This is a genomic window from Kitasatospora sp. NPDC040550 (genome assembly GCF_055594965.1).
In genome coordinates, this window is the sequence record NZ_JBVIWC010000010.1 from 37,737 (window position 1) to 61,304 (window position 23,568).

Annotated in this window: 30 protein-coding genes and 1 pseudogene; 18 read left to right on the forward strand and 13 right to left on the reverse strand. The window is 73.4% G+C overall.

Going from position 1 to position 23,568, the window contains the following annotated elements; genetic code table 11:
• Positions 1-37: 37 nt before the first annotated feature.
• The 5 genes from ACZ58X_RS16835 to ACZ58X_RS16855 all read right to left on the reverse strand — a co-directional run bounded on the left by ACZ58X_RS16835 (position 38) and on the right by ACZ58X_RS16855 (position 2,162).
• Entirely contained in the window at positions 38-166 is a 129-nt protein-coding gene (locus ACZ58X_RS16835) for a hypothetical protein (RefSeq protein WP_470334386.1), read from the reverse strand.
• Positions 167-212: 46 nt separating this feature from the next.
• Positions 213-431, reverse strand: coding sequence for a hypothetical protein (locus tag ACZ58X_RS16840; RefSeq protein ID WP_470334387.1), 219 nt, complete (start codon positions 429-431; stop codon positions 213-215).
• 98 nt (positions 432-529) lie between these two features.
• Complete coding sequence (locus tag ACZ58X_RS16845) at positions 530-1,378, reverse strand: helix-turn-helix domain-containing protein (RefSeq protein WP_470334388.1); 849 nt, start codon at positions 1,376-1,378, stop codon at positions 530-532.
• 24 nt (positions 1,379-1,402) lie between these two features.
• Entirely contained in the window at positions 1,403-1,927 is a 525-nt protein-coding gene (locus ACZ58X_RS16850) for a DUF6879 family protein (protein ID WP_470334389.1), read from the reverse strand.
• On the reverse strand, positions 1,851-2,162 hold the full coding sequence (locus ACZ58X_RS16855) for a hypothetical protein (protein ID WP_470334390.1): 312 nt from the start codon (positions 2,160-2,162) through the stop codon (positions 1,851-1,853). The genes ACZ58X_RS16850 and ACZ58X_RS16855 overlap by 77 nt, the downstream gene beginning before the upstream one ends.
• 344 nt (positions 2,163-2,506) lie before the next feature.
• On the opposite strand from ACZ58X_RS16855, the gene ACZ58X_RS16860 reads away from it, so the two are divergent.
• The 6 genes and pseudogenes from ACZ58X_RS16860 to ACZ58X_RS16885 all read left to right on the forward strand — a co-directional run bounded on the left by ACZ58X_RS16860 (position 2,507) and on the right by ACZ58X_RS16885 (position 6,224).
• On the forward strand, positions 2,507-2,929 hold the full coding sequence (locus ACZ58X_RS16860) for a deoxynucleotide monophosphate kinase family protein (protein WP_470334391.1): 423 nt from the start codon (positions 2,507-2,509) through the stop codon (positions 2,927-2,929).
• Positions 2,926-3,114: a hypothetical protein gene (locus tag ACZ58X_RS16865; protein ID WP_470334392.1), complete on the forward strand. Its 189-nt coding sequence runs from the start codon at positions 2,926-2,928 to the stop codon at positions 3,112-3,114. The genes ACZ58X_RS16860 and ACZ58X_RS16865 overlap by 4 nt, the downstream gene beginning before the upstream one ends.
• Before the next feature lie 410 nt (positions 3,115-3,524).
• Positions 3,525-3,671: a hypothetical protein gene (locus ACZ58X_RS16870; protein WP_470334393.1), complete on the forward strand. Its 147-nt coding sequence runs from the start codon at positions 3,525-3,527 to the stop codon at positions 3,669-3,671.
• A 231-nt stretch (positions 3,672-3,902) separates the two neighbouring features.
• Positions 3,903-4,109, forward strand: a pseudogene (locus ACZ58X_RS16875) (DJ-1/PfpI family protein); the annotation flags it as partial.
• Positions 4,110-4,294: 185 nt separating this feature from the next.
• On the forward strand, positions 4,295-5,647 hold the full coding sequence (locus tag ACZ58X_RS16880; RefSeq protein ID WP_470334394.1) for a serine hydrolase domain-containing protein: 1,353 nt from the start codon (positions 4,295-4,297) through the stop codon (positions 5,645-5,647).
• Between the two features lie 58 nt (positions 5,648-5,705).
• Positions 5,706-6,224, forward strand: coding sequence for a gamma carbonic anhydrase family protein (locus ACZ58X_RS16885; protein WP_470334395.1), 519 nt, complete (start codon positions 5,706-5,708; stop codon positions 6,222-6,224).
• Between the two features lie 92 nt (positions 6,225-6,316).
• On the opposite strand, the gene ACZ58X_RS16890 is transcribed toward ACZ58X_RS16885, so the two are convergent.
• Positions 6,317-6,778: a MarR family transcriptional regulator gene (locus tag ACZ58X_RS16890; protein ID WP_380525108.1), complete on the reverse strand. Its 462-nt coding sequence runs from the start codon at positions 6,776-6,778 to the stop codon at positions 6,317-6,319.
• A gap of 48 nt (positions 6,779-6,826) precedes the next feature.
• Between ACZ58X_RS16890 and ACZ58X_RS16895 the strand changes: the two genes are divergently transcribed.
• Positions 6,827-8,140, forward strand: a complete 1,314-nt coding sequence (locus ACZ58X_RS16895) for an alpha/beta hydrolase (protein ID WP_470334396.1) — start codon at positions 6,827-6,829, stop codon at positions 8,138-8,140.
• A gap of 3 nt (positions 8,141-8,143) precedes the next feature.
• Here ACZ58X_RS16895 and ACZ58X_RS16900 read toward each other — a convergent pair whose 3' ends face one another.
• Entirely contained in the window at positions 8,144-9,412 is a 1,269-nt protein-coding gene (locus tag ACZ58X_RS16900; protein WP_470334397.1) for an MFS transporter, read from the reverse strand.
• A 204-nt stretch (positions 9,413-9,616) separates the two neighbouring features.
• On the opposite strand from ACZ58X_RS16900, the gene ACZ58X_RS16905 reads away from it, so the two are divergent.
• The 3 genes from ACZ58X_RS16905 to ACZ58X_RS16915 all read left to right on the forward strand — a co-directional run bounded on the left by ACZ58X_RS16905 (position 9,617) and on the right by ACZ58X_RS16915 (position 10,551).
• Positions 9,617-9,853 (forward strand): DUF2277 domain-containing protein, encoded by a 237-nt coding sequence (locus ACZ58X_RS16905; protein ID WP_360230766.1) that lies wholly within the window; start codon positions 9,617-9,619, stop codon positions 9,851-9,853.
• Positions 9,854-9,876: 23 nt separating this feature from the next.
• Positions 9,877-10,113, forward strand: a complete 237-nt coding sequence (locus tag ACZ58X_RS16910; protein WP_470334398.1) for a DUF6296 family protein — start codon at positions 9,877-9,879, stop codon at positions 10,111-10,113.
• Between the two features lie 153 nt (positions 10,114-10,266).
• Positions 10,267-10,551, forward strand: coding sequence for a DUF427 domain-containing protein (locus ACZ58X_RS16915; RefSeq protein ID WP_470334399.1), 285 nt, complete (start codon positions 10,267-10,269; stop codon positions 10,549-10,551).
• Between the two features lie 117 nt (positions 10,552-10,668).
• Here the strand turns inward: ACZ58X_RS16915 and ACZ58X_RS16920 are convergent, their stop codons facing one another.
• The 5 genes from ACZ58X_RS16920 to ACZ58X_RS16940 form a co-directional block, all read right to left on the reverse strand.
• Positions 10,669-11,010: a hypothetical protein gene (locus tag ACZ58X_RS16920; protein WP_470334400.1), complete on the reverse strand. Its 342-nt coding sequence runs from the start codon at positions 11,008-11,010 to the stop codon at positions 10,669-10,671.
• Positions 11,011-11,113: 103 nt separating this feature from the next.
• Complete coding sequence (locus tag ACZ58X_RS16925; protein WP_380402469.1) at positions 11,114-11,290, reverse strand: hypothetical protein; 177 nt, start codon at positions 11,288-11,290, stop codon at positions 11,114-11,116.
• Between the two features lie 242 nt (positions 11,291-11,532).
• On the reverse strand, positions 11,533-12,744 hold the full coding sequence (locus tag ACZ58X_RS16930; protein ID WP_470334401.1) for a cytochrome P450: 1,212 nt from the start codon (positions 12,742-12,744) through the stop codon (positions 11,533-11,535).
• A gap of 93 nt (positions 12,745-12,837) precedes the next feature.
• Positions 12,838-13,056, reverse strand: a complete 219-nt coding sequence (locus ACZ58X_RS16935) for a ferredoxin (protein ID WP_470334402.1) — start codon at positions 13,054-13,056, stop codon at positions 12,838-12,840.
• Between the two features lie 206 nt (positions 13,057-13,262).
• Entirely contained in the window at positions 13,263-14,804 is a 1,542-nt protein-coding gene (locus ACZ58X_RS16940) for an ATP-dependent DNA ligase (protein ID WP_470334403.1), read from the reverse strand.
• A gap of 110 nt (positions 14,805-14,914) precedes the next feature.
• Between ACZ58X_RS16940 and ACZ58X_RS16945 the strand changes: the two genes are divergently transcribed.
• From ACZ58X_RS16945 to ACZ58X_RS16975, 7 genes are all read left to right on the forward strand, one after another.
• Positions 14,915-15,277: a hypothetical protein gene (locus ACZ58X_RS16945; RefSeq protein ID WP_470334404.1), complete on the forward strand. Its 363-nt coding sequence runs from the start codon at positions 14,915-14,917 to the stop codon at positions 15,275-15,277.
• A gap of 89 nt (positions 15,278-15,366) precedes the next feature.
• A complete protein-coding gene (locus ACZ58X_RS16950) occupies positions 15,367-16,158 on the forward strand; it encodes a glycerophosphodiester phosphodiesterase (protein WP_470334405.1) in 792 nt (263 codons plus the stop codon).
• A 6-nt stretch (positions 16,159-16,164) separates the two neighbouring features.
• Positions 16,165-17,556 carry an MFS transporter gene (locus ACZ58X_RS16955; RefSeq protein WP_470334406.1) on the forward strand — a complete coding sequence of 464 codons (1,392 nt, stop codon included), beginning with the start codon at positions 16,165-16,167 and terminating at the stop codon, positions 17,554-17,556.
• 228 nt (positions 17,557-17,784) lie between these two features.
• The gene (locus ACZ58X_RS16960) at positions 17,785-18,264 is read left to right on the forward strand and encodes a GNAT family N-acetyltransferase (protein ID WP_470334407.1); all 480 of its coding nucleotides are present in this window, start codon (positions 17,785-17,787) and stop codon (positions 18,262-18,264) included.
• Positions 18,265-18,500: 236 nt separating this feature from the next.
• Positions 18,501-19,481 (forward strand): CAP domain-containing protein, encoded by a 981-nt coding sequence (locus ACZ58X_RS16965; RefSeq protein ID WP_470334408.1) that lies wholly within the window; start codon positions 18,501-18,503, stop codon positions 19,479-19,481.
• Between the two features lie 199 nt (positions 19,482-19,680).
• Entirely contained in the window at positions 19,681-21,261 is a 1,581-nt protein-coding gene (locus ACZ58X_RS16970) for a sigma-70 family RNA polymerase sigma factor (RefSeq protein ID WP_470334409.1), read from the forward strand.
• Between the two features lie 230 nt (positions 21,262-21,491).
• On the forward strand, positions 21,492-22,232 hold the full coding sequence (locus ACZ58X_RS16975) for a hypothetical protein (RefSeq protein ID WP_470334410.1): 741 nt from the start codon (positions 21,492-21,494) through the stop codon (positions 22,230-22,232).
• A gap of 118 nt (positions 22,233-22,350) precedes the next feature.
• Here the strand turns inward: ACZ58X_RS16975 and ACZ58X_RS16980 are convergent, their stop codons facing one another.
• The gene (locus ACZ58X_RS16980; RefSeq protein ID WP_470334411.1) at positions 22,351-22,587 is read right to left on the reverse strand and encodes a hypothetical protein; all 237 of its coding nucleotides are present in this window, start codon (positions 22,585-22,587) and stop codon (positions 22,351-22,353) included.
• A 178-nt stretch (positions 22,588-22,765) separates the two neighbouring features.
• Here ACZ58X_RS16980 and ACZ58X_RS16985 point away from each other — a divergent pair, with 178 nt between their 5' ends.
• Positions 22,766-23,452 (forward strand): alpha/beta fold hydrolase, encoded by a 687-nt coding sequence (locus ACZ58X_RS16985; protein ID WP_470334412.1) that lies wholly within the window; start codon positions 22,766-22,768, stop codon positions 23,450-23,452.
• Positions 23,453-23,568: the final 116 nt, after the last annotated feature.

The window sequence follows — 23,568 nt, forward strand, 5'->3', positions numbered from 1 at the left end:
GGACTTCACGGGGCGCGCTGGGGGCGCGGCGTGACGGTCAGAAGCGGCCGGAAGCGATGAGCGCGGTGGCCACGAGTGCCAGCAGGACCAGGGCGACCGTCTGGGCGATGGCCACCGGCAGCGGCGTCGGGAGTCGTACGACGCCTGGAGGAAGCAGACCGGGCACAGCGGCGGCGGTTCCAGCCGCCCGCGGTCGGCCTTGGGCACGGTGGTCACGCCGCCGTTCTGCGGGCCAGGCAGTCCCGGCAGGAGCAGGATGAGAGCACGGCGTCCCGCTGGAGCAGGGAGCCCACCGAGGGGGCTCGGCCGGCAGGGTTGGCCGCCCGGTAGTCGTCCAACGGGCTCCAACCGGCGGGGGCCCGGCTCAACTCGTATGTGCTCGGCCCGGTCACGCCCTCGTGGTACTCACGCGTGGGGGTACGTCTCGCCATCGGTCTGTCCTCCTTCGCCGTGGCGGTGGGGGGTGCGTGATAGACCGTAGGGACTCGGCTACAGACGGTGCCACTGTCTTGCACCGTCTTGCACGGATTCACCCGAGGGCGTGGATGGCCTGCTCAATCAGGGTCCGCGCCTCGCGGCCGTGCACCGCCATGCCCGAGAGAATGCGGAACGCCTTCGAGTACGCGGCAACCTCACCTGGAGTCGTGATCTTGACGATGGCGGTGAGCAGCTCAGCGTCGACCTGCCGGTCATCGAACATGTAGAAGGCTTCGAGCGGCCACATGGTTCGGGGGGCTCGGAAGGGGATCACTCCGAGGCTGACGCGCGGCAGGGCCATGATGTCCAGCAGGTGGTGCAGCTGATCGGCCATGGCCTCATCGTCGCCCAGGGGGTAGTACAGGACCGTCTCCTCCAGGACGAATGCGAAGGTGCAGTTCCCCTGGTGGAGATAGCGATCCCGTTGCAGTCGACTCTCGACGGCAGCATCAACATCGTTCGGTGTGTCCTGGAACGCTGTGATGGTCCCCATCAGCGCGCGGGCGTACTCACGGCGCTGAGCGATGCCAGGCATGACGTTGGAGCAGTACATCCGGATGTGCCGGCTGTTCTCGAACTGGGGCAGGATCGCGTCCTGCGCGTGCTTCATCCCGGTGCGGTGCAGCCGCTTCCACTGGACGTACATCTCGTCGGCAGCGCGGCTGGCGGCTACCAAGTCGGGAGCCTCGCCCTCAGCGCCGCAGGCAGCGCACCACCGCTGGATGTCATCGGCAGAAGGTGGTGTCTTTGCGCCTGCGATCCGCGAGACCTTGGACTCGCTGAAACCCGTCCGCAGGGCCAGATCATGCCCTGTCAGGCCAGCATCCTGCTGGAGGGCTTTCAACCTCTTGGCGATCGTCTCTCGGGCGCTTTGCGCACTGGACGAGGGAGACAGGGGCATGATCCGGCGGTCCTGCGTACGAGATCAGACGACGAACTTCTCGTGCTCCACTCCGCGCTCCCAGACCGCTTCGAAGGCGTTGGCACACAGTTCTACGACCGCCACGTCCTCGGAGTACTGGGGGTCCAGCGCCGCCCCGGGGCCGTCGAACAGGTTGAAGCGAACTGCACGGCCGTCCACGAGCCAGAAGTCGTTGCCCGGCAGGGCAATGCCCGACGCCTCCCTGCGAGGCAGCCAACGGACCTGCTCGCCGATGGCGAGGTTCACGCTCGTGATGTGGTGCTCATATCGGACGTAGTCCGTGACCGGCACCGAGACGACGCGAGCCCGGCGCACCTGGACGCCTCGGGCGACCGTGCGGCGGACGAGGTCGCTCCACCCGCTCCAGTACTCCGAGTCGGGGTCAACGTCGACGGCTTCGCCGCGGTGCCACTTGGCGAGTTCAGAGGCTTCCTCGGCGACGCTGTACTGGTCACGCAGTTCCAGGTGTACCGCCGTGCTCGTCGCCGAGTCCAGCATCTCGAAGAAGCTGGGAACGCTCTGCCTCATCACACGCCCTTCTGAGAATCGGCACCATGCGGGCCGGAATCCGAAGCACTCCCTCGTGCGCTGGGATCGTGTTCTCGTGGTCCGGGCCGTGGCCAGCGGCGAGGACGCCGTTGATCGACGCTTCGTCGGCAACGTAGGTCTGGACCAGCAAGTCCCCGTTCCCCTCATCCACCCAGACGGTCGGGCTGTTCCCCTGTCCGGTCTCCGGGTCGATACCAATGAACCGTATCGTCATCGCCACCCCTTCTGTCGCTTCACTTGCGCGATCTTGCATGGTCGTTGGCGCCAGAACCAGGATTGCCTGTGGGCGGAGACCCTGTCAGGCATTTCATTTTCTGATGAGCCGCCGGCTCAGCCCCGGAGTTCAGCTGACGACGGTGACCCGCAGCCCTGGTGGATTCCGCTCTGCTCGTTCCGCTTCCGGGACGGGTCACGCGCTGTCACTCAGAGTAACCGGGGTGGAGCCTGGTGTCACCTGGCGCTTCCTCTTCCTCCGGGAGCGGGAGCGGCGCGGAGATGGATAGCTCGATGCCGGCCACGGCTCGGAGTCGGTAGCCGTACCCGGGCGGCATCGACCCGATGGTGGACACTGAGCTGCTGGGGGTGGACGCCCCGGCCCCGGTCCGGCTGGCCGACGCGGTGGACCGCTACGGCTGGGAGGCGGCGAAGGACAGGTTCCCAGAGGCCCGCAGGCTCTTGCAGCGGCTCGGCACCGAGGGCATCTGCCGCCACGTCGACCTGGACTTCTGGATCGACCAGTGCCGCCGCGCCGCTGCCACCTCGCAGCGGCCGGTCGTGGTCACCAACGTGCGTTTCGACAACGAGGTCACCGCCCTGCGGAAGGCGGGGTTCACGGTCTGGTCTATCGACCGGGGCGGGGCCAGCCGCGACCACCCCAGCGAACAGCTCGGCCCCGAGCACGCCGACCGCACCGTTTCGAACACCGGCTCTCTCGCCGACTTCCACACCCGAATCCGCGACGCCCTGGAGGTCACCGAATGACCCTGAGCGAGCGCTTCGACGCAATCGACCGCACCTCTGCCGCGATCGAGAACGTCCTCTTCGTCTACGCCCCCGTGCCGGACCCGCTGACGCCGGACGAGCGCGAGGCCGACGAGAAGGCCGCGAACGCCCGCGTCGAGGCCGAGGTGTCCGGCTACTCGGACACCCTGCCCACGCTCGGCTGATGAGCCGACGTCGCGGGATTCCCGCTGGCGGAATGATTATTCAAGAATTCCAGGCGGGGAATGCAAAATAAACTATATCAATTTTGCCGAGCGGAAGTTATATAACTCCCGAAAATGCGTTGCATGTCAACTATGGGGGCTTGATGGGTGCAGCCGCTGGCCTTGTGTCAAATTAAACCACGTTTTCGCCTGGATCGCCTCTGACCTGCACAGATGCCTGTTCGATCAATTTGCGACCTGGCGATTTGGAGGCGAGATCTGACGGGCCCTAAGATGTCAATGCGAGTGCGGGCCACCCCCTGGCAGGGGTGGCCCGCATGTTCCTCGCGTGTGGTTATCAGAGACCCGAAAGGAACACCCCCATCATGGCACAGCGCAACCAGATGCCCCTGACCAGGACCGATAGGCCCGTGACCTGGCGAGACGTGGCGGTCTACGCCCACGGCGTCCTGACCGCAGGGGCCCTCCACGGCCAGGTCGGCTGGCCGACTACGACCGCCGCCGCTGTCGGCGTCACCGGCCCCGTCCTCTGGGAGCTGCTGCGCGGCCAGCGATAGGTAAGGGTAAGTAAGGTAAGTAAGGCTTCGTCAGCCCCGGCTGTCCACTTGGACAGTCGGGGCTTTTGCATGCCCGCAACAGAGAAGAGAGCCCATGTCCGAAGGCGTCCGCACGATCCACCAGAAGGGCAGCCGCTACTACGTCCACCCGAGACCGGCGACCTCGCCCCCTCGGTGACCAGCATCCTGAACATGGAGGCGAAGCCGTTCCTCCAGACCTGGGCGGCCGGCATGGCCGCCGCCGCCGGGGTGCTCGACGGCCGCCGCACCTCCGCCTACCCCGCGCTCGCCCCGGACATCAAGGCGGCGGGCGCCGAGTTCGTGGAGGGCGAGGCGGTGGTGGACGGCGTGGTCGTCTCGGCCCGCGCCTGGCCCGACCACCCGGCCTGGCTGCGCGCCTTCATCGAGGTCCTGCGCACCAAGGCCCCGGTGTCCTGACCCACCACCGGCTGCCCGGCCCCGGGCCGTACCCCGAGACGTCTCCGGGTACGGCCCCGGACCGGGGTCGGGGTAGCGGGCCCTCCCGGAGGCTGACGACCGCCGCAGCCAGCGCTGCCATGGTGTCAACAACGATGGAAACAGTCGGAGTTGATGATCCGGCGCGCTGACCCAGGGAGAACGGCATGACCGCCCATCCGACCGCCCCCGCCCGCCGGCTCCGCCACCCGCTGCTGCGCGCCGCCGTCACGGCCGCCGCGGCCGCGGGCCTGCTCGCCGCCCTCGCCCCGGTCGCCCTCGCCGCGCCCGCCGAACCGCGCCCGGCGGCCGGCTGCCGCGGCGCCCTCCACCTCACCGCCGCCGGCCTCGGGGTCGGCGACGGCACCGACGAGAACACCGGCGACATCGCCGGTGACGGCGGCACCGGTGCCGCGGCGGACGGTGCCACCGGCCGCCCCGGCGACTGGTCGGCCGCCGACGCCGCCCTCGCCGCGATCACCGACCCCGGCTACGGGACCTCCGCGCTCGCCGCCGTCCGCGCCGACGGCCGCCTGGCCTGGCGCAACGCCACCGGCGTCGCCGACCTCGTCGGCAGGGACCCGGCCGACCCCAGGGGCAGCTTCCGGATCGGCAGCGCCACCAAGACCTTCGTCGCCACCACCCTGCTCCAACTGGTCGGCGAACACCGGCTGGACCTCGACGACCGGCTGGAGTGCCTGCTGCCCGGCATCGTCCCCAACAGCACCGAGATCACCGTCCGTCAACTGCTCGACCACACCGGCGGCGTCGCCGACTACACCAAGGACCCGGCCTTCCGCTTCGACGGCCAGGACTGGCTGGACGGCGGCCGCTACCGCTCCTACCGCCTCCAGGACCTGGTGGACATCGCGAACAGGTACCCGCCGAGTTTCGCCCCGGGGCAGGACTGGAAGTACTCCAACGCCGACTACGTCCTGATCGGGATGATCATCGAGAAGCTCACCGGCCACAGCTGGAGCGACGAGGTCGCCCGCCGGATCATCCGCCCGCTGCGCCTCACCGGCACCTGGTACCCCGGGGACTTCCCGTTGATCCCCGGCCCGCACGCCCACGGCTACTTCAAGCTCCCCGGCGGCCCGGTGGACGTCACCCTGCTCAACCCCTCGATGGCCGGCCCCTCCGGCGGCCTGGTCTCCACCACCGCCGACCTCACCGCCTTCCTGCGCGCCCTGCTCGGCGGCCGGCTGCTGCGGCCGGCCGAACTCGCCGCGATGGAGCAGACCACCGCGCACGGCGGGGGACAGGCCTACGGTCTCGGCCTGCAGCGCGTGGACACGCCCTGCGGAACGTTCTGGGGCCACTCCGGCGGCATCCCCGGCTACATCACGATGATGCTCGGCTCCCCGGACGGCACGCGCCAGTTCGCGGCCGACACCACGATCTACGACGTGCCCGACCAGGCCGCCGGCCGCGCCGCCTGGAACAAGGTGATCGTCACCGCCCTGTGCGGCCCGCAGGCGTCCGCCGCCGCCCCCGACCTCGCCCTCCCGACGCCCTGACCGCCCCCCTACGCTGACCGGCGACAGTGCAGCCGATCACCATCAGGAGGATCCAGTCATGGCAGAGCCGCTGATCGCCACCGTCGGGGGCAAGGTGCCCACCGTCGACCCGGGCGCCTTCCTCGCGCCGAACGCCGTCGTGGTCGGGGACGTCACCGTCGCCGCCGGGGCGAGCGTCTGGTACGGGGCGGTACTGCGCGGCGACGCCGAGTCGATCGCCGTCGGCGCGGGCAGCAACATCCAGGACAACTGCACCCTGCACGCCGACCCCGGCTTCCCGCTGGTGGTCGGCGAGCGGGTCTCGGTCGGCCACAACGCCGTGCTGCACGGCTGCACCGTCGAGGACGACGTCCTGGTCGGGATGAACGCCACCGTCCTCAACGGCGCCCGGATCGGCACCGGTTCGCTGGTCGCGGCGGGTGCGGTGGTGACCCAGGGGACGGACGTCCCGCCCGGCTCGCTGGTCGCGGGCGTCCCGGCCAAGGTCCGCCGGGAGCTGACCGAGGAGGAGCGGGCCGGGATCAAGGCCAACGGCGAGGGCTACCTGCTCCTCGCCGAGGCGCACCGGGAGGTCTGAGGCCTCTCGCCGCACCGGTCCGCGGCTCCACCGGTCCGCCGCCGCGCCGGTCCGCCGCCGCGCCGGCCCTTCGTCGCGCCAGGCGTCCGCCGCTACAGCCGGTCGTAGACGGCGGACAGCCGGCGCAGCACCTCGGCGGCCCGGTCCAGGGCCTCCTCGTCGTAGTCGTCGAGGTCGGCGTGCAGGGCCTCGGCCAGGGCGGCCTGGCGCTGCTCGTGCCGGGCCCGGCCGTCCTCGGTGAGGGCGACCAGGACGGACCGCTTGTCCTCGGGTGGGCGGGTGCGGGTGACGTAGCCGGCGTTGACCAGGCCGTTCACCAGCTGGGTGGTGGCCGGACCGGTGGTCTCGGTGCCGGCGGCGAGCTGGGTGATGCTGAGCGGCCCCCGCTCGGCCAGGGTGCGCAGGGCCCGGGCGTGGGTGAGGGACAGGGCGCCCGGGGTGCGGGTGGCGCGCCCGCGCAGCCGGGAGTCCGCGGCGCTGAGGCGGTAGGCGGCGCGGGCCAGGCGGTCGAGCGCCTGGGCGCGTTCGGGGGCGGGCGGCGGTGCGGTCGTCATGGCGGGGTCCTCCTCGGCGGGTTGACAACAGCCTAGCCTCAGTACTTAATGAATAAGTACTTAGTCACTAAGTACTTATCTATCTCGCTCCAGGAGGAGACCGTCATGACCATCCGTTCGACCGGCCAGAACTGGGCCCTGGACATCGCCCTCGCCCAGGGCGGCTTCGACGCGCTGCACCCCGAGGCCGTCGGGACCATGGAGCAGCTCGGCCACGACCACACCGACTTCGCCAAGGTCTTCGCCCTGGTCAGGAGCGGTGCCATGCTGCCCAAGGCGTGGGCGACGGTGGCCGGCCAGGCCGAGGAGCGCGCGGCCCACCACGAGCGCGCGGGCTTCGCGCAGACCGCCGCCGACCTCTACCTGCGGGCCGCCGTCATGTGGGGCCGGGCCCAGTACTCGATCTTCGACGCCACCGACCCGCGCAAGGCGGTGCTGCGCGCCCACACCGACCACTGCGTGGACCGCGTGGGCGCCCTGCGCGACGGCCGGGTCCGCCGGGTGGTGCTGGACTTCGAGGGCTCGACGATCCACGCCCTGCTGCACCTGCCCGCCGGGCGGGTCGAGAACGCGCCCGCCGTCATCCTCGGCCCCGGGATGGACATGATCAAGGAGGACTACATCTGGGCGGCCGAGCGCTACTACACCTCTCGCGGCATCGTCGCGCTCTCCATCGAGGGCCCGGGCCAGGGCCGGACCCGGGCCGGCGGGCTGACCGTCGACCTCGGCAACTACGAGCGGGCGATCGGCCGCTACCTCGACCACCTGGCCGGGCTCCCGGAGGTCGACGCCGACCGGATCGGCATGTTCGGCATCTCGATGAGCGGCTACTGGGGCTCCCGGGCCGCCGCCACCGACCGCCGGATCGCCGCGCTCGCCGCCTTCGAGGCCGTCACCGGGGACTTCGCGACGATCTTCGAGCGGGCCCAGCCGACCTTCAAGAACAACTACATGTACATGGCCGGGTACACCGACGAGGAGGCCTTCGACCGCGACCTCGCCCACCGCATGCCGCTCGGCGACCTGGTGGCCGAGATCACCTGTCCGGTGCTCTACGGGATCGGCGAGTTCGACGAGCTCACCGACCTCGCCCAGGCCCTGGCGAGCTTCGAGCGGGTCCGGGCCCCGAAGGAGCTGCGGGTCTACGAGGACGAGTTCCACCCGCTCGGCGGGGTGGCCGCCGAGGCCTTCCGCTTCGGCGCGGAGTGGCTGGAGCGCGCCCTGGCCGGCGAGTTCGCCGACCCGGGCCGCGACGTCCGGCACTACGTCCACCGCGACGGGCGCACCACCGACGGCTCCGCCGACCCCACCTGGTGGCGCGGCGCCGCCCCGACGGAGCTCACCGCGCTGCGCCGCGGCTGACTCCTACGGGGCTGGTGCCAGCGGCACGCCCGTCGGCTCCGGGGTCGACAGGCCCGTGCCCGTCCGCTCCGCAGCCGATGGGCCCGCGCCCGTCCGCTCCGCGGCCGGTTCCAACGGCACCGGGGCGGGCGGGCGCCGGTCGGCCGCCCAGGCCAGCACCGCGACCACGGCGCCGGCCGCGGCCAGTCCGGCCCCCACCAGGGTCGGCGAGGTCCAGCCGAGTCCGGCGGCCAGGGCCAGCCCGCCGAAGTAGGCCCCCTGGGCGTTGGCCAGGTTGAACGCGCCCTGCACCGTCGCCGAGGCCAGGGTGGGAGCGCTGCGCGCCTTCTGCAGCACCAGGGTCTGCACCGCCGGGACGATCGCGAAGCCGAACAGCCCGATCAGCACCACCGTGACGGCCGCCGACCAGCGGGCGTGGGCGGTCACCGCGAAGAGTGCGAGCGTCGCCGAGAGCAGCAGGAACGAGACGCAGACGGTCGGCCGCAGTGCCCGGTCGGCGGCGAACCCGCCGATCACGTTGCCGAGGGTCATCCCCACCCCGAACAGCGCCAGCACCCCGGTCACCGAGCCGGTCGCGTACCCGGAGACCTCGGTGAGCAGCGGCGCGATGTAGCTGTAGCAGGCGAACATCCCGCCGCAGCCGACCATCACGGTGGCCAGCGCCAGCCAGAGCTGGCCGCTGCGGAAGGCCCGCAGCTCGTGCCGGAGCCCGGACTGGCCGGGGGAGGGCAGGGCCGGCACCAGCCGGGCGATGGCGAGCGTCCCGGCGGCGGCGATCAGCACCACCACCAGCATGGTCGCCCGCCAGCCCAGGTGCTGGCCGAGCAGGGTCGCGGCCGGGACGCCGACGATGTTGGCGACGGTCAGCCCGGAGAACATCACCGCGACCGCCCGGGCCCGCCGGTCCGGTGCCACCAGCTCGGCGGCGGCCACCGCCCCGGCGCCGAAGAAGGCGCCGTGCGGCAGTCCGGTGACCAGCCGCGCGGCGGCCAGCGTCCAGAAGTCGGGGGCCAGCGCGCACAGCAGGTTGCCGGTCGCGAACAGCCCGGCCAGCGCCACCAGCACCGCCTTGCGGGGCTTCCCGGCGGCCAGGGCGGTGAGCAGCGGCGCGCCGATCACCACCCCCAGCGCGTACGCGGAGATCAGCCAGCCCGCCTGCGGGATGGAGACGTGCAGACTGTCGGCGACCTGGGGGAGCAGCCCCATGGCGGCGAATTCGGTGGTCCCGATGGCGAAAGCGGTGACGGCCAGCGCGAACAGCGCGAGAGGCAAGGGGTGACTCCGGGGTGATGCCCGCGCCCGGCCGGGTGGCGTGGCGTGGCGTGGCGTGGCGAGGCGAGGTGCGTGGGCGAGGGAATTCGTTCGTCGGAAATCCTAATCCGCCCGGATGACGTCCCCGTGAGGCCCGTGTGACGAATCGGGGGCGTGCGGCGCAGGTGGCTCGCCTCGGCGGCCCCCGCGCGCAAGACTGGGTTCATGTGCCGCAACATCAAGACGCTGCGCCCGCCCGTCACGCCCGATGCCGACGAGGAGGACTTCCACGCCGCCGCGCTGCAGTACGTCCGCAAGGTGTCCGGTTTCCGTGCGCCGGCGGCCCACAACCGGGAGGCGTTCGACCGGGCCGTGGACGCGGTCGCCGAGGCCACCGCCCGGCTGCTCGACGAGCTGGAGGTGCGGGGCTCGCACGCCCGTGCCGCCGGGGCGAGCGTCTGAGACGTGAGGAACAGGATCCGCTGATGAAACCCGTCGACCGTTACGCCCTCACCTTCCCCGGCACGCCCGGTACCCAGGCCCCGCAGGACGTGGTCGTGGTCGCCCGGACCAGCGCCAAGGGCCCGGGCGGGCACCCCGTCTACGAGGACGCCAGCGGGATCGTCCGGGCCGAGATCAGCGATGCCGGGGAGGTCAGGATGCTCGCCAGCGGCGGCCACCAGACCCCGCACCTGCCGGTGCATGCCCACCCGCTGCCCTGAGCCGCCTGCACCGCCTTGAATCGCCTGCACCGCGCTGAGTCGCCCACGCCGCCCTGAGCCGTCCACGCCGTCTCGGCCGCCCCGAACCGCCCCGGGCCGCACAATCCTCCCGAAGCGCGGGTCACGGTCGCGCTCGTGCGGCACAATCGGCCCATGACCACAGCGAGTTGGCAGGGCACCGTCGTCGCCGAGAGCGAGGACACCGTCCTCGTCGAGGGCAACCACTACTTCCCGTTGGAGGCGGTCCGGGCCGAGTTCCTGCGGCCCTCCGACACCACCACGGTGTGCAGCTGGAAGGGGACGGCCAACTACTACACGGTGGAGGTGGCCGGGCAGGCCAACCCGGACGCCGCCTGGTACTACGCCGACCCGAAGCCGGAGGCGGAGCACGTCCGGGGCCGGGTGGCCTTCTGGCGCGGGGTGGAGATCAGCGAGTAGCGGCAGCCGCGCGGCCCCCGTGCCCGGTCGGCCGGCCACGGGGGCCGCGCCGTGCCGCGCCGGAGGCCGTCCCGTTCCGTTCCGCTTCGTTCTGTTGCGTTCCGTACCGGGGTGCGGTCAGCCGCCGAGGGCCGGGGGCGGGGCGACCGCTCCGTGCCCGGTCTTGACGCCGTTCACCATCGCCTGGTGGATGGCTCGCGCGGTGCTCTCGTCCGTCGCGGCCACCGGGCTGCCGGACACCGTGTACCAGTCCAGCGCGCCGGTGTACTGGACGGTCAGCCGTGCCTCGCCGTCCACCCACGTGGTGTGCACGGTGAGGTCGCCGGAGATGGGGCCGACCTCGGTGGTGGTGACCCCGCCGGGGCCGCTGATGATCGACTGGGTGGTCCAGGTCGCCCACGAGGTGCGCGGGTCCGTGGGCGGCCGGGTCTGCCGGTCGGTTTGATCGTGTTCGGTCATGCGCCTATCCTCCCCCGCCGGTGCGCCGCCGACCGGGCAACGACACCTGCGGTCACAAGGACCGCCCGGTCCCGCCGGGCGGTCGGATCGGTGTGGCGGACGGTCAGGCCCGGTCCGGGCCCCTCGCGCCGGGTTCGTCCAGGATGGGGTCGCCCTCCGCCTGGGAGGTGTCCTGCGCGTGCAGGTTCTGCATCGAGGTGACCCCCTCCTCCGGATCGGCGGCGCGGACGTCCTCCTCGCGGTCGGTGCTCACTGCGGAGCGTTCGCTCATGTCGGTCATCGCGGGCTCCGTCTCCTCGGCCGGCTCCGGCGCGCCCGGACGCAGGCGCGGCTGGGCCGGGTCTGTCTCTCGCCCCTCCAGCCTGCCTCCGCCCCGGCGCCGGGGCCAGCCGGGTGACCCGCGCACCCGGTGGCCGGCGCCCCGGCGAACCGCCCGGCCTGGCGAGCCCGCCCGCCCGGCGAACCGCCCGGCCCACCGGGGCGCCGGATCGCCAGGCCAGCGGGATCGCCAGGCCAGTCGCCTCACCAGGTCACGGGCAGTGACCGCATCCCGTAGATGAACGACTCGGTGCGGAAGTGCCGCTCACCGGTCGGTCGCAGCCCCGGCAGCCGCCGGAACAGCGTCTCCAGGGCGATCTGCAGCTCGGCGCGGGCCAGCGGCTGCCCCAGGCACTGGTGCACGCCGAAGCCGAACGCCAGGTGCCGCCGGGCGTCCCGGTCGAGGTCCAGCTCGTCCGGCGAGCGGTGGTCGCCGCCGCCGAACACCGCCTCGTCCCGGTTGGCCGTGGACAGCATCGCGATCACGCCCTCCCCGGCCCGGATGGTGACCCCGCCCAGCTCCACGTCCTCCAGCGCGACCCGGGGCAGGCCGGTGTGCACGATGGTCAGCAGCCGCAGCAGCTCCTCCACCGCGCCGGGCAGCGCGGCCGGGTCGGCGAGCCTGGCGATCTGCTCCGGCTGCTCCAGCAGCAGCGCGGTGGACAGCGAGATCATGTTCGCGGTCGTCTCGTGCCCGGCGATCAGCAGCAGCACGCCCGTGCTGGCCACGTCGTCCGGGCTCAGGTCGTCCCGCGCCGCGAGCCGGCTCAGGACGTCGTCCTCCGGCTGTGCGCGCTTGCGGGCCGTCAGGTCGCGCAGGTAGTCCTGGACCTCGTCCTGGGCCACCCGGAGCTCCTCCACGGTGCTGTCCCGGCTGAGCAGCGTGCGGCTCAGGCCCTGGAAGCGGTCGCGGTCCTCGTACGGCACGCCGAGCAGCGAGCAGATCACCAGCGAGGGCACCGGCAGCGCGAAGTCGGTGACCAGGTCGGCCGCGGTCCGGCCCGCGGTCATCCGGTCCAGTGCCTCGTCCACGATCCGCTGGATCTCCGGACGCAGCGCCTCCACCCGCTTGACCAGGAAGTCCCCGGTGACCATGCGGCGCTGGCGGGCGTGCTCGGGGTCGTCGAGGCGCAGGAAGGTCGGGTTGTCGGTGATCAGCTCCTCGCGGGCGCCGGCGACCAGCAGCGGGAACGCCGGGTGGCGCACGTCGGCGCTGAACCGCCGGTCGGACAGCACGGTGCGGACCTCGGTGTAGCCGGTGGCCAGCCAGCAGGAGTCGCCGTCGGGCAGTTCGGCCCTGGTCATCGGCGCGGTGGCGGCGGCTTCGGTGTACGCGGGCGGCGGGCCGAACGGGCAGCCGCCGGAGTGCGGGGCCGGCAGCAGCGGGACGGCGGGGGCGGCGGGTATGGCGGTCAAGGCGGGGGTCTCCTCGTGTCGCGGGTGTCCTGGTGGGGTGTCGGGAGTCCGGGACGTGTGCGGGCGGCCTGCGGGGCCGGCGGCGGGGGACCGTCAGGCCCCGGCCTGGGCGGGCTCCTCCTCGGTGACGGTGATCGCCCGGCCCGGGCACAGGTCGGCGGCGAGTCTGACGTCGTCGAACTGCTCCGGCAGCAGGACAATCTGACGGAGCCTCACCAGGCTGTCGCGCTCGTCCTGGTCGAAGACCGCGGGGGCGTTCATCACGCACATCCCGGAGCTGCAGCAGCGATCCCGGTCGACGCTCACCTGCATGTCGGGCACCTCTCGCCAGGGCGCCGCCGGCTGCCCGGCGGCCGCCTCTCGTTGTCACGGTCAACCTAGCCGCCGCTGGTCCGCCTACGGAGGGGTACGGCGGACGGATCGTGAAGAATGGCCGATTCGGCTCCTGCGTGAACGTCCTTGCCGCGCAATGCGTTTCAACCGGCGCTACGCCGTCGGGCGAGGCGGTGCGGACGGCCTCACAGGCCCTCGGCGGCGGCCAACTCCCTTACGGCGGCCACGGTGTCGGCCTCGGCGGCGCTCTTGTCCGGCCGGTACCGCACCACCCGGGCGAACCGCAGGGCCAGCCCGGCGGGGTAGCGGGGGCTGCGCTGGAGGCCGTCGAAGGCGATCTCGACGACCAGTTCCGGCCGCACCAGCACCGTCCGGGCGTCCCGGTCGACCTCCCGGGCGAGCAGCTCGGCGGTCTGCCAGGCGAGCGTGGCGTCGGTCAGCCCCTTGAAGGTCTTCCCGAGCATCACCCACGGGCCGAGGCCCGGCTCGCCCGCCGCCCGCGCCCCCAGGTGCAGATTGCTCAGGAACCCCTGCCGCCGGCCGCTGCCCCACTCCGCCGCCAGCACCACCAGGTCCAGGGTGTGCCGGGGCTTCACCTTGATCCAGCCCGCCCCGCGCCGCCCGGCCGCGTACCCGGCCGTCGGGTCCTTCACCAGCACCCCCTCGTGGCCGAGCGCCAGCGCCCCGCGGAAGAACGCCAGCGCCTCCGCCCGGTCCCCGGTCTCGATCCGGGCCACCCGCAGATCCGCCGGTACGGCCCCGGCCAGTGCCGCCCAGCGGTCCCGGCCCGGCCGGTCCACCAGGTCCTCGCCGTCCCGGTGCAACAGGTCGAAGAACCGTACGCTGAGCGGGACTTCGGCCCGCAGCCGGTCCGGATCCCGCCGGGTGGCGGTGCGCGCCGCGGTCTCCTGGAACGGACGCGGCCGCCCGTCCGCGCCCAGCGCGATCGCCTCGCCGTCCAGCACCGCCGACCGCAACGGCAACGCCAGCGCCGCCTCCGCCACTTCGGGGACGCGCGCCGTGATGTCCTCCAGGCCGCGGGTGAACACCCCGACCTCCCCGCCGTCCCGGTGCACCTGCACCCGGATCCCGTCCAGCTTCCACTCCAGCGCAGCCGCACCCGTCCGCTCCAGCGCCGACGCCACGTCCGGTGCGGCCGCCGCCAGCATCGGCCGCACCGGCCGCCCCACCTCCAGGCGGAACCCCGCCAGGGCCTCCGCGCCACCGCCCAGCGCGGCCAGCGCCACCGCCCGCGCCGACCCCCGGAACATCAACGCCCGCCGCACCGCCGCCACCGGCACCCCGGCCGCCTGCGCCACCGCGTCCCCGACCAGCGCGTCCAGGGCCCCCTGCCGCAGGTCCCCGACCAGCACCGCCCGCAGGAACCCCTGCTCCACCTCCGTCGCCCGCCCGAACAGCCCCACGAGCAGCCGCCGCCGCTCGGCCCGCGCCCCCGCCCCGTGCACCCCGGCGATCCGCTCCAGCTCCCGCTCCACCTCCCGCACCCCCAGCGAGGCCGCCACCGCCGGCGCCGGCAGGTCCCGCAGGGCCGCCCACCCGACCCCCGTCCGCAGCCGCTGCGCCTCACCCGACAGCAGCACCACCGCCGCCGCCCCCTCCTCGGCCCCCAGCTCCCGCAGACACCCCGCCAACAGGCCCACCTTCGCCCGCCGCCCGGGCTCCGCCGCCACCTCGCGCGACACCTCCGCCAACCGCCGCAACCCCATCCGCCGCCACCTCCACCCCCAGCATCGGCGCGGCCCCCCGGCCCCGCACCCCGACAACCCCGGCACGTAGCCTTTCCCGTCCAGCACTTGACCGGGGAGGTGGAGCGGCCGTGTCGATCGAGTTCGTGCGCCGGGCGGACGGCCTGACCTACCGCTACCGCAGGGACGGCGAGTTCAACGGCCGACCGTCCTTCCGTCGCCTGGACCTCGACGTGTGGTGCCGGTGGCTGCCCGAGCGGGGCTGGTGCACCGTGGGTGCCGACGGGACCGCCAACGGCTGGCCGCTGTCCGGCCGTACGGGCCAGGGGCCGTTCCCGCCGCTCGGCCCCTGGCGCAGCTGGAAAGCCGGCAAGTCCTACCTCTACGACCTGCGCCGCACCGACGCGTTCGAGGAGCGCCCGACCACCGGACCGTTAGAGGACGGACAGTCCTGGGCGTCGCCGGAGCCGACGCCCACTGCCGTTACTCCTTGACAGGATGCGTAATACTGTAACGCGCGCGGGGCCGCGGCGCCGTCGGAGCGGGCCGCGCGGCGTCCCTTCCCAGCAGCTCGGAGCACCGCATGCACCCCTTCCTCGACCACCCGGGGCCGCTGGCCTTCGCGCACCGGGGCGGTGAGCTCGGGCACCCGGAGAACTCGCTCGCCGCGTTCGAGGCCGCCGTGGCGCTGGGCTACCGCTACCTGGAGACGGACGTGCACGCCACCGCCGACGGCGTGCTGGTGGCCTTCCACGACTCCCGGCTCGACCGGGTGACCGACCGCGCCGGGGCGGTCGCCGACCTGCCCTGGGAGACCGTCCGGCGGGCCCGGATCGGCGGCACCGAGCCGGTGCCGCTGCTGGAGGACCTGCTCGGGGCGTTCCCCGGCGCCCGGTTCAACGTGGACGTGAAGGCGGCGCCCGCCGTGCGGCCGCTGGTCGAGGCGGTCCGCCGGACGAACGCCTGGGACCGGGTCTGCGTCGGCGGCTTCTCCGACAGCCGGATCGCCGCCGTGCGCGCCGCCGCCGGCCCCCGGCTGGCGACCTCGCTGGGCCCGCGCGAGGTGGCCCGGCTGCGGCTGCGCTCGCTGGCGGGCCCGCTGGCGCGGGGCGGGGCGCCGTTCACCGGGGTCTGCGCCCAGGTGCCGGAGCGGCACCGGGGGATCAGGGTGGTCGACCGGGCCTTCGTCCGGGCCGCCCACCGCCTCGGCCTGCAGGTCCACGTGTGGACTGTGGACGATGCCACACGGATCCGGTCTCTCCTCGACCTGGGTGTGGATGGCATCATGGCGGATCGCATCGACGTCCTGAAGGGCGTCCTCGGCGAGCGCGGCTGCTGGACGGACGGCAGCACCGGCTCCAGCACAGTGAAATAGGAGCCCATGAGCACCACGGACCACCTGCCGGACGACGTCTCGTCGCCGCCGGCGGCCGCCGACGACGGCCGCGCCCTGCGCCGGATGCAGTTCGGCTGGTACATCAACGACTGGGCCAACGCCGCCTTCTCGGCCACCGTCCTGACGGTCTTCCTGGGGCCGTACCTGACCGAGGTGGCGAAGAACGCCGCCGACGCGTCCGGCGACGTGCACCCGCTCGGCCTGGCGATCCGCGCCGGATCGTTCTTCCCGTACACGGTCTCCTTCTCCGTGCTGATCTCGGTCGCGGCGATGCTGCTGACCGGCACGGTCGCCGACCGCACCGGGCGGCACAAGGAGCTGATGGGCGGCTTCGCCTACGTGGGCGCGCTCGCCACCATGGGGATGTTCTTCCTCGACGGTGACCGCTACCTGCTGGGCGGCGCGCTGCTGGTGGTCGCCAACATCTCGTACGCGGTGTCCGTGGCGCTCTCCTACGCCTACCTCCCGGGCCTGGCCACCCCCGACGAGCGGGACGCCGTCTCCTCCAAGGGCTGGGCGTACGGCTACGCGGGCGGCGGACTGCTGCTGATCGCCAACCTGGCGCTGTTCCAGGGCCACGAGGCGCTCGGCCTCTCCTCCGGCACCGCCGTGCGGATCTGCCTGGCCTCGGCCGGCCTCTGGTGGGCGCTGTTCACCATCGTCCCGATGCTGCGGCTGCCCTCCCGGGCCGGCGTCGTCCGGGCGCGCGCCGAGGCCACGCCGGACCAGCCGGCCGCCGGCAGCCTGCGCGAACTGGGCCGCACCCTCAAGAGCATGCGCAAGCACCCGCTGACGCTGCTCTACCTGGCGGCCTTCCTCTGCTACAACGACGGCATCCAGACCGTCGTCTCGCAGGCCTCGCTGTACGGCAGCGAGGAACTCGGCATGGAGCAGGGAACCCTGGTCATCGCGGTGCTGATCGTCCAGATCGTGGCGATCGGCGGCGCCCTGCTGCTCGGCCGGATCGCCCAGCGGTACGGCGCCAAGAAGACCATCCTGGGCTCGCTGGTCGGCTGGGTGGTCACGCTGGCCCTCGGCTACTTCATGCCGGCCCACCAGCCGGCCTGGTTCTACACCCTGGCCTGCATGATCGGCCTGGTGCTCGGCGGCAGCCAGGCGCTCTCCCGCTCGCTGTTCTCGCACCTCATCCCGGCGGGCCGGGAGGCCGAGTACTTCAGCCTCTACAAGGTCAGCGACCGCGGCACCAGCTGGATGGGCCCGCTGGTCTTCGGCCTCGCCTACCAGGTCACCGGCAGCTACCGCTCGGCGATCATCTCGCTGCTGATCTTCTTCGTGATCGGGTTCGCCGTCCTGGTGAAGGTCCCGGTCCGCCGGGCCATCGAGGCGGTCGGCAACCCCGTCCCCGAGCGCCTCTGACACCGTTTCCGGCGGTTCACCCCTGACGGTTCACTCCCGAACGGCTCGCTCCCGGCGGCCGGGCTCCGGCCCGGCCGCCGTCGCGTTCCCCCGTGGAGGCGGGAGCGGCCGGCCGGGAAGCGCCGGAGTGGAGTGCGGGGGTACCTGGTGTTGGCCGAGGTGGAGATCGGCGGGCGGGCGGCGGGGCGGCATGCTGGCCCGAGCCGTTCGACCAGCGAGGAGACCGAGTTGAGCACCGCCGCCGTGAACCGTTGGAGCATCAGTGCGCCGGAGCAGGGGGACTACCCGCGCTGGCGCGAGCTCTTCCGCGGGTACTGCGAGTTCTACCGGGTGCCGATGCCGGAGGAGAAGGCCGCCCTGGTGTGGTCCTGGCTCAACGACCCGGAGCACGAGGTGGAGGGACTGCTGGTCCGGGACGGCGCGGGGACGCCGGTCGGCTTCGCGCACTTCCGGCCGTTCGCCCGGCCGCTGCACGGCACGGTGGCGGGGTTCCTGGACGACCTGTTCGTCGCGCCCGAGGTGCGCGGCGGCGGGGCGGTGGACGAACTGCTGGCCCGGCTGCGGGAGATCGCCGCCGAGCGCGGCTGGAGCACGGTGCGCTGGATCACCGCGGACGACAACCACCGGGCGCGCAGCAAGTACGACCAGGTCGCCACCCGGACGATGTTCGTCACCTACGACATGGCCCCGGAGGCCCCGGCCACCTGAGCTCTGCCCACTGAGCCCTGCCCGCCGAGTTCTGCGCACTGCGCCGGGCCCACCGCGCCGGGGCCCAATGCGCCGAGCCCACTGCGCCGGCCGGGACGGCCGACCGGAGCACCCGACCGGATCGGGTGACCAAGTCGCCGGACATTCGTTCGGAGTTTCTGTTATCGGCGTTCCGCCGGGGGGTCTCCCAGGTGTCGGCACCCGACCAGCCGACCTGGACAGAAAGCAGTGGCCACGTGAACAGCGACGACAGGACGACCATCATCCCGGCGAGCGACGGCGGCAACGGCGGCGCCGGCGGGAGCGGCGGCCGCGGCCGCCCGGGTGGCCGGGCCGCGCGGCGGGCCGCCGCGCGGCACACCGGGCACGGCCGCCGGGGGCGCCGGCGAGCCGGGTTCGTGCCGGTGACCGTGGTCGTCGCCGCCGTGGCCGGGACGGGCCTGATAGCCGCACTGGCCGGGGCGGGCTACGCGGCGTACGGCGGCAAGCAGAGCGACCGGGACCTCGCCGGGCAGGCCGCCGCGGCCGACTCGCTGGTGGCCGCCGAGCTGGGGACGCACGAGGGCATCCAGGTGCCGGGCGCGGGGGGAGCGGTCCCCGCGGGCGTGGTGCCGCCGTCGGGCAGTCCGACGGCGACGGGCCCCTCGCCCACCCCGAGTCCGACGGCCACCGCGACGGCCACCGCCTCCCCGACGGCCACCGCCACCGCGACGCCGACCCCGACGGCCACCGCCACCGCCAAGCCGAGCCCGGCGCCCACCCGCTCGAGCGCCAACGCCGCGGCGGGCACCGCCCAGCGGGCCGCCGCGGCCCCGGCGGGCGGCGGATCGTCCCCCGCGTTCGCGCAGCAGGTCGTCGACCTGGTCAACGCCGAGCGGGCCAAGGCCGGGTGCGGCCCGGTCACCGCCGAGCCCAGGCTGGCCAGCGCGGCCCAGTCGCACAGCGACGACATGGCCAACCGCAACTACTTCGACCACGCGAGCCCGGAGGGCTACCACGCCGACCACCGGATCGAGGCGGTCGGCTACCGCTGGAGCACCTGGGGCGAGAACATCGCCCGGGGGCAGAGCGACCCGGCGGCCGTGATGGAGTCCTGGATGAACAGCCCCGGTCACCGCGCCAACATCCTGAACTGCGACTTCAAGCAGCTCGGGGTGGGGGTGCGGACCGGCGCCAACGGCCCGTGGTGGACCCAGGTGTTCGCCGCCCCGGCCTGACCGGGCCCGCCCCGGACCCGCGCCTCGCTGCCGCCGCTCGCCCCTGCCCCCGCCTCCGCCCACCCCCGGTGGCCGGTACCTCCGGCCACCGGGCAGTCCGATTTTCCGATTCCGCGCACATTGTTGTTATCTGATCACTCCCCACAGGTCTCCGAGGAGGCAGCGGCGGACGGAAACACGGCAAGACGGAGTGCGGACCATGAACGCTGATGTGCAGAACAGGACCGGGACGACCCTGGTACGCGCGGCGCAGGCAGGTGACCGGCAGGCCCAGGAGGCCCTGGTCGCCACCTGGCTGCCGCTCGTCTACAACGTGGCCGGCCGCGCCCTGCGCGGCCACGCCGACGTGGACGACGTGGCCCAGGAGACGATGATCCGCGCTCTGGACGGTCTGGACGGGCTCCGCGACCCGGAGTCCTTCCGCTCCTGGCTGGTCGCCATCACCATGAACCAGGTCCGCCGCCGGCACGCCGCCGGGCAGCAGCAGCCCACCGTCGGCGGCCTGGACGAGACCTGGGAAGTCCCGGACCCCCGGGCCGACTTCACCGACCTCACCATCCTGCGCCTGGGCCTGTCCGGCCAGCGCCGCGAGGTGGCCGAGGCCACCCGCTGGCTGGATCCGGACGACCGTGAACTGCTCGCCCTGTGGTGGCTGGAGGCCGCCGGCGAGCTCACCCGCGCCGAGCTCGCGGAGGCCCTCGACCTGACCGTGCCGCACGCCGCCGTGCGGGTCCAGCGGATGAAGAAGCAGTTGGAAGCCGGGCGGGTCGTGGTCCGCGCCCTCGGTGCCTACCCGCGCTGCCCCGAACTCGCCGAGGTCACCGCCGGGTTCGACGGCACCCCGAACTCGGTCTGGCGCAAGCGGATCGCCCGGCACATCCGCGGCTGCGCCGGCTGCGACGGCCTGGGCCGCGACCTCTTCCCGGCGGAGGGCCTGCTGGCCGGCCTCGCGCTGGTCCCGATCCCGTCCGCCTCGCCCGCGCTGCTGCACCTCCAGCACACCGCCGCGACCGCCGTGGCGGGCGCCCACACGGCGGCGGCCGGTGCGGGGTCGGGCGCGGGCGGTACGGCCGCGGGTGCGGCCACCGGCGGCGGCGCGCACGGCGGTTGGGCCGGCACCGCCGCCCGCAAGGCCGCGCTGGCGGGCGGTACGGCCGCCGCGGTGGCCGTCACCACCCTGGCCCTGGTCTGGTCGAACCCCACCGAGCCGCCGCGCGCGGCGGTGCCCGAACCCACCGCCCCGGCCGCCGCCGTCGACACCCCGGTGGCCCTGCCGGCGACCGTCCCCGAAACCCCGACCGCCACCCCCACCGCGACCCCGACCCCCACCGGGACCCCGACCCCGACGCCCTCGCCGACCGCCACCCGGTCGACCCCGGCCGCGCCCCAGCCCAACCCGGAACGGCAGCTGGTGGACCTGGTCAACGCCGAACGCGCCAAGGCGGGTTGTGCCCCGCTGCGGATCGACCCCCGGCTGCACACCTCGGCCCAGAAGCACTCCGACGACATGGCCGCCCGCGGCTTCTTCGACCACGTGAACCCGGACGGCGTCCGCACGGACGCCCGGATCACTGCGGCCGGCTACCGCTGGTCCCAGTGGGGCGAGAACCTCGACCGGGGCCCGACCACGGCGGCGAGCGTCTTCGCCCGCTGGATGGACGGGGGGATCCACCAGTCCAACATGCTCGACTGCGGCTTCAAGGACATCGGCGTCGGCGTCGCCACCAGCCCCGCCGGCACCCTGTGGACCCAGGACCTGGGCGCACCGATGTCCTCCTGACCGGCCCTCTCCGGCTCCGGCCCGGAGCGGCCCCGCCCGGGGCGGCGCGGTCGCGCCCGGGCAAGGCCGGGCGAGCGTTTCCGGCCAACCTTTGACGTGCGCATGCTGGCCGCATCGAAGCCCTCTTGGAGCGTTCCAAGTCTTGCTACTGTCGCACCGGTTCCACCACCCCGGCACCCGCACGGCCGCCGTGCGGGGCCCTACGGACCTGCCGACAGGACTGGTGTGAAGTGACAGAACTACGTGACCGACTGCTGGACCGTTCGTCGACCGCTGCCCTCCGGAGCCGACTCGCCGCCCTGGCCGGGGCGCTCGCGCTGCTGGTGGCCGTCCTGGTCGGAGCGGGTGCCGCACCTGCCTCCGCCGCGCCCGCCGGGGCCTCCGCCTCCGCCGCCAACGCCGCTGCGGCCGGGCCCGGTTGGATCTGCCGGGGCGCGCCCGTGACCCCGGGCTACGTCCTCACCATGCACACCAACAACGGCTGCAACGGTGCCGGCATGTGGTACCAGCAGCCCGTGCGGGACGGCATCTGGACCTGCGCCACCTCGCCGATCCCGGCCGGCTACGTGCTCTCCGGGCACAACCCCACCAGCTGCGACGGCTACGACGCCTGGTTCATGCAGCTCGCCAGGGACGGCCTGTGGACCTGCGCCACCTCGCCGATCCCGCCCGGCTACGTGTTGACCTCCCACGTCGCCAACAGCAACGGCTGCGCCAATATCGACGCCTGGTTCATGCAGCTCGCCAGGGACGGCATCTGGACCTGCGCGGGCTCGCCGATCCCGCCCGGCTACGTCAACACCGGCCACCAGGTGCCCGGTTGCGGTGGCATCGGCTCCTGGTTCCAGGTGGTGGCCCGGGTCGGCCTCCAGGTCTGCCCGTACCAGCCCGTGCCAGCCGGCTACCGCCTGGGCGCCTACGTCAACACCGCCTGCAACGGCCTGGGCGGCTGGTACCTCCTCCGCGCCTGATCCCGATCGGGCCCGGGGCGGGGAGCCGCACGACGGCCGCACCCACCCCTCCCCGGGCCCGCACCCGACGTGCAGGAAAGGCGTGCGAGGTTGAGCGTGTGAGGTTGGGCGTGCGAGGTCAGGCGGGCGTGACCGGCACCAGGCCGTCCGCCGAGCCGGTCACGTAGCCGGTGGCCTGGCCGACCACGCCGCCCGCGTCCCCGACCTGCCCCGGCACCGCGTCCGGGGCGCTGGTCAGCGGGCCGGGCAGGCCCTCCTGGCCGCCGACCTCGCTGGCGTGCGCACTCGGAGCGGTCAGGGAGGCCACCACGCCGACGGCGAGCGAGGCGACGGCGAGCATGCTGCGCTTCTTCATGGCCGGTCCAACGAAACCGCGCCGCAAGGGTTACGGGCAGCCCCGGGGCATCGTGGCCCGGGGCGGCGCGCGGGGTGCGCGCAGGGTGCGGCCGGGATGCCGCGCACGGTGACCAACCGGATACTGACCGTAGTGTTCCGTGTTCCGTCACGGCGCGGTATCGACGAAGGAGGACGTCATGGCCGGTAAGGCCAGCATCGTATTCGCCCACGGGCTCTGGGCCGACGGGTCGTGTTTCAACAAGCTGATCCCCACGCTCCAGGCCGAGGGCCACGAGGTCTACAGCTCGCAGCACGGGCTCGACTCCCTGGAGGGCGACGTCGCGTGCGTCACCCGGGCCATCGAGCACGTGCCGGGCCCGGTGGTGCTGGTCGGCCACTCCTACGGCGGGACTCTGATCACCAAGGCCGGTGTCCACGACCGGGTGGGTGCCCTGGTCTACATCGCCGCGCTCGCCCCGGACGAGGACGAGACCTCGGTCGGGCAGCAGGAGAAGTTCCCCCCGACACCCGTCTTCGCGCACGTCGGCGTCGTCGACGGCCGGCTCTGGCTGCAGGAGGCGGGCATCGGCGACTTCTGCGGCGACCTGTCGGCCGCCGATCAGAAGCTGGTGCTCGCGACGGGCGCCGTGCCGGTCGCCGACCTGTTCGCCCAGCAGGTCCCCGGCACCGCCTGGCGCACCAAGCCGAGCTGGTACATCGTCGCGAACAACGACCGCACCGTGAACCCGGACCTGGAGCGGGCCGCCGCCGAGCGGATGGGCGCGAAGACCTTCGACATCGACAGCAGCCACGTCCCGATGCTGTCGCACCCCGACTTCGTCCTCGACGTCATCCGGGACGCCGCCAAGTCCCTGGAGTCGTAGGCCGTAGGGCGCGCCCACCGGCCGTGGGGGGGGGGGGGGGGGGGGGGGGGGGGGGGGGGGGGGGGGGGGGGGGGGGGGAGCGGGGGGGGGGGAAGGGAAGGGGGGAGGGGGGCAGC

Bases quoted from the DNA above. Each gene is read 5' to 3' on its own strand.
- ACZ58X_RS16840 (WP_470334387.1), bottom strand. From the start codon at position 431: ATGGCGAGACGTACCCCCACGCGTGAGTACCACGAGGGCGTGACCGGG.
- ACZ58X_RS16845 (WP_470334388.1), bottom strand. From the start codon at position 1,378: ATGCCCCTGTCTCCCTCGTCCAGTGCGCAAAGCGCCCGAGAGACGATC.
- ACZ58X_RS16850 (WP_470334389.1), bottom strand. From the start codon at position 1,927: ATGAGGCAGAGCGTTCCCAGCTTCTTCGAGATGCTGGACTCGGCGACG.
- ACZ58X_RS16855 (WP_470334390.1), bottom strand. From the start codon at position 2,162: ATGACGATACGGTTCATTGGTATCGACCCGGAGACCGGACAGGGGAAC.
- ACZ58X_RS16860 (WP_470334391.1), top strand. From the start codon at position 2,507: ATGGTGGACACTGAGCTGCTGGGGGTGGACGCCCCGGCCCCGGTCCGG.
- ACZ58X_RS16865 (WP_470334392.1), top strand. From the start codon at position 2,926: ATGACCCTGAGCGAGCGCTTCGACGCAATCGACCGCACCTCTGCCGCG.
- ACZ58X_RS16880 (WP_470334394.1), top strand. From the start codon at position 4,295: ATGACCGCCCATCCGACCGCCCCCGCCCGCCGGCTCCGCCACCCGCTG.
- ACZ58X_RS16885 (WP_470334395.1), top strand. From the start codon at position 5,706: ATGGCAGAGCCGCTGATCGCCACCGTCGGGGGCAAGGTGCCCACCGTC.
- ACZ58X_RS16890 (WP_380525108.1), bottom strand. From the start codon at position 6,778: ATGACGACCGCACCGCCGCCCGCCCCCGAACGCGCCCAGGCGCTCGAC.
- ACZ58X_RS16895 (WP_470334396.1), top strand. From the start codon at position 6,827: ATGAATAAGTACTTAGTCACTAAGTACTTATCTATCTCGCTCCAGGAG.
- ACZ58X_RS16905 (WP_360230766.1), top strand. From the start codon at position 9,617: ATGTGCCGCAACATCAAGACGCTGCGCCCGCCCGTCACGCCCGATGCC.
- ACZ58X_RS16910 (WP_470334398.1), top strand. From the start codon at position 9,877: ATGAAACCCGTCGACCGTTACGCCCTCACCTTCCCCGGCACGCCCGGT.
- ACZ58X_RS16915 (WP_470334399.1), top strand. From the start codon at position 10,267: ATGACCACAGCGAGTTGGCAGGGCACCGTCGTCGCCGAGAGCGAGGAC.
- ACZ58X_RS16920 (WP_470334400.1), bottom strand. From the start codon at position 11,010: ATGACCGAACACGATCAAACCGACCGGCAGACCCGGCCGCCCACGGAC.
- ACZ58X_RS16925 (WP_380402469.1), bottom strand. From the start codon at position 11,290: ATGACCGACATGAGCGAACGCTCCGCAGTGAGCACCGACCGCGAGGAG.
- ACZ58X_RS16935 (WP_470334402.1), bottom strand. From the start codon at position 13,056: ATGCAGGTGAGCGTCGACCGGGATCGCTGCTGCAGCTCCGGGATGTGC.
- ACZ58X_RS16940 (WP_470334403.1), bottom strand. From the start codon at position 14,804: ATGGGGTTGCGGCGGTTGGCGGAGGTGTCGCGCGAGGTGGCGGCGGAG.
- ACZ58X_RS16950 (WP_470334405.1), top strand. From the start codon at position 15,367: ATGCACCCCTTCCTCGACCACCCGGGGCCGCTGGCCTTCGCGCACCGG.
- ACZ58X_RS16955 (WP_470334406.1), top strand. From the start codon at position 16,165: ATGAGCACCACGGACCACCTGCCGGACGACGTCTCGTCGCCGCCGGCG.
- ACZ58X_RS16970 (WP_470334409.1), top strand. From the start codon at position 19,681: ATGAACGCTGATGTGCAGAACAGGACCGGGACGACCCTGGTACGCGCG.
- ACZ58X_RS16980 (WP_470334411.1), bottom strand. From the start codon at position 22,587: ATGAAGAAGCGCAGCATGCTCGCCGTCGCCTCGCTCGCCGTCGGCGTG.
- ACZ58X_RS16985 (WP_470334412.1), top strand. From the start codon at position 22,766: ATGGCCGGTAAGGCCAGCATCGTATTCGCCCACGGGCTCTGGGCCGAC.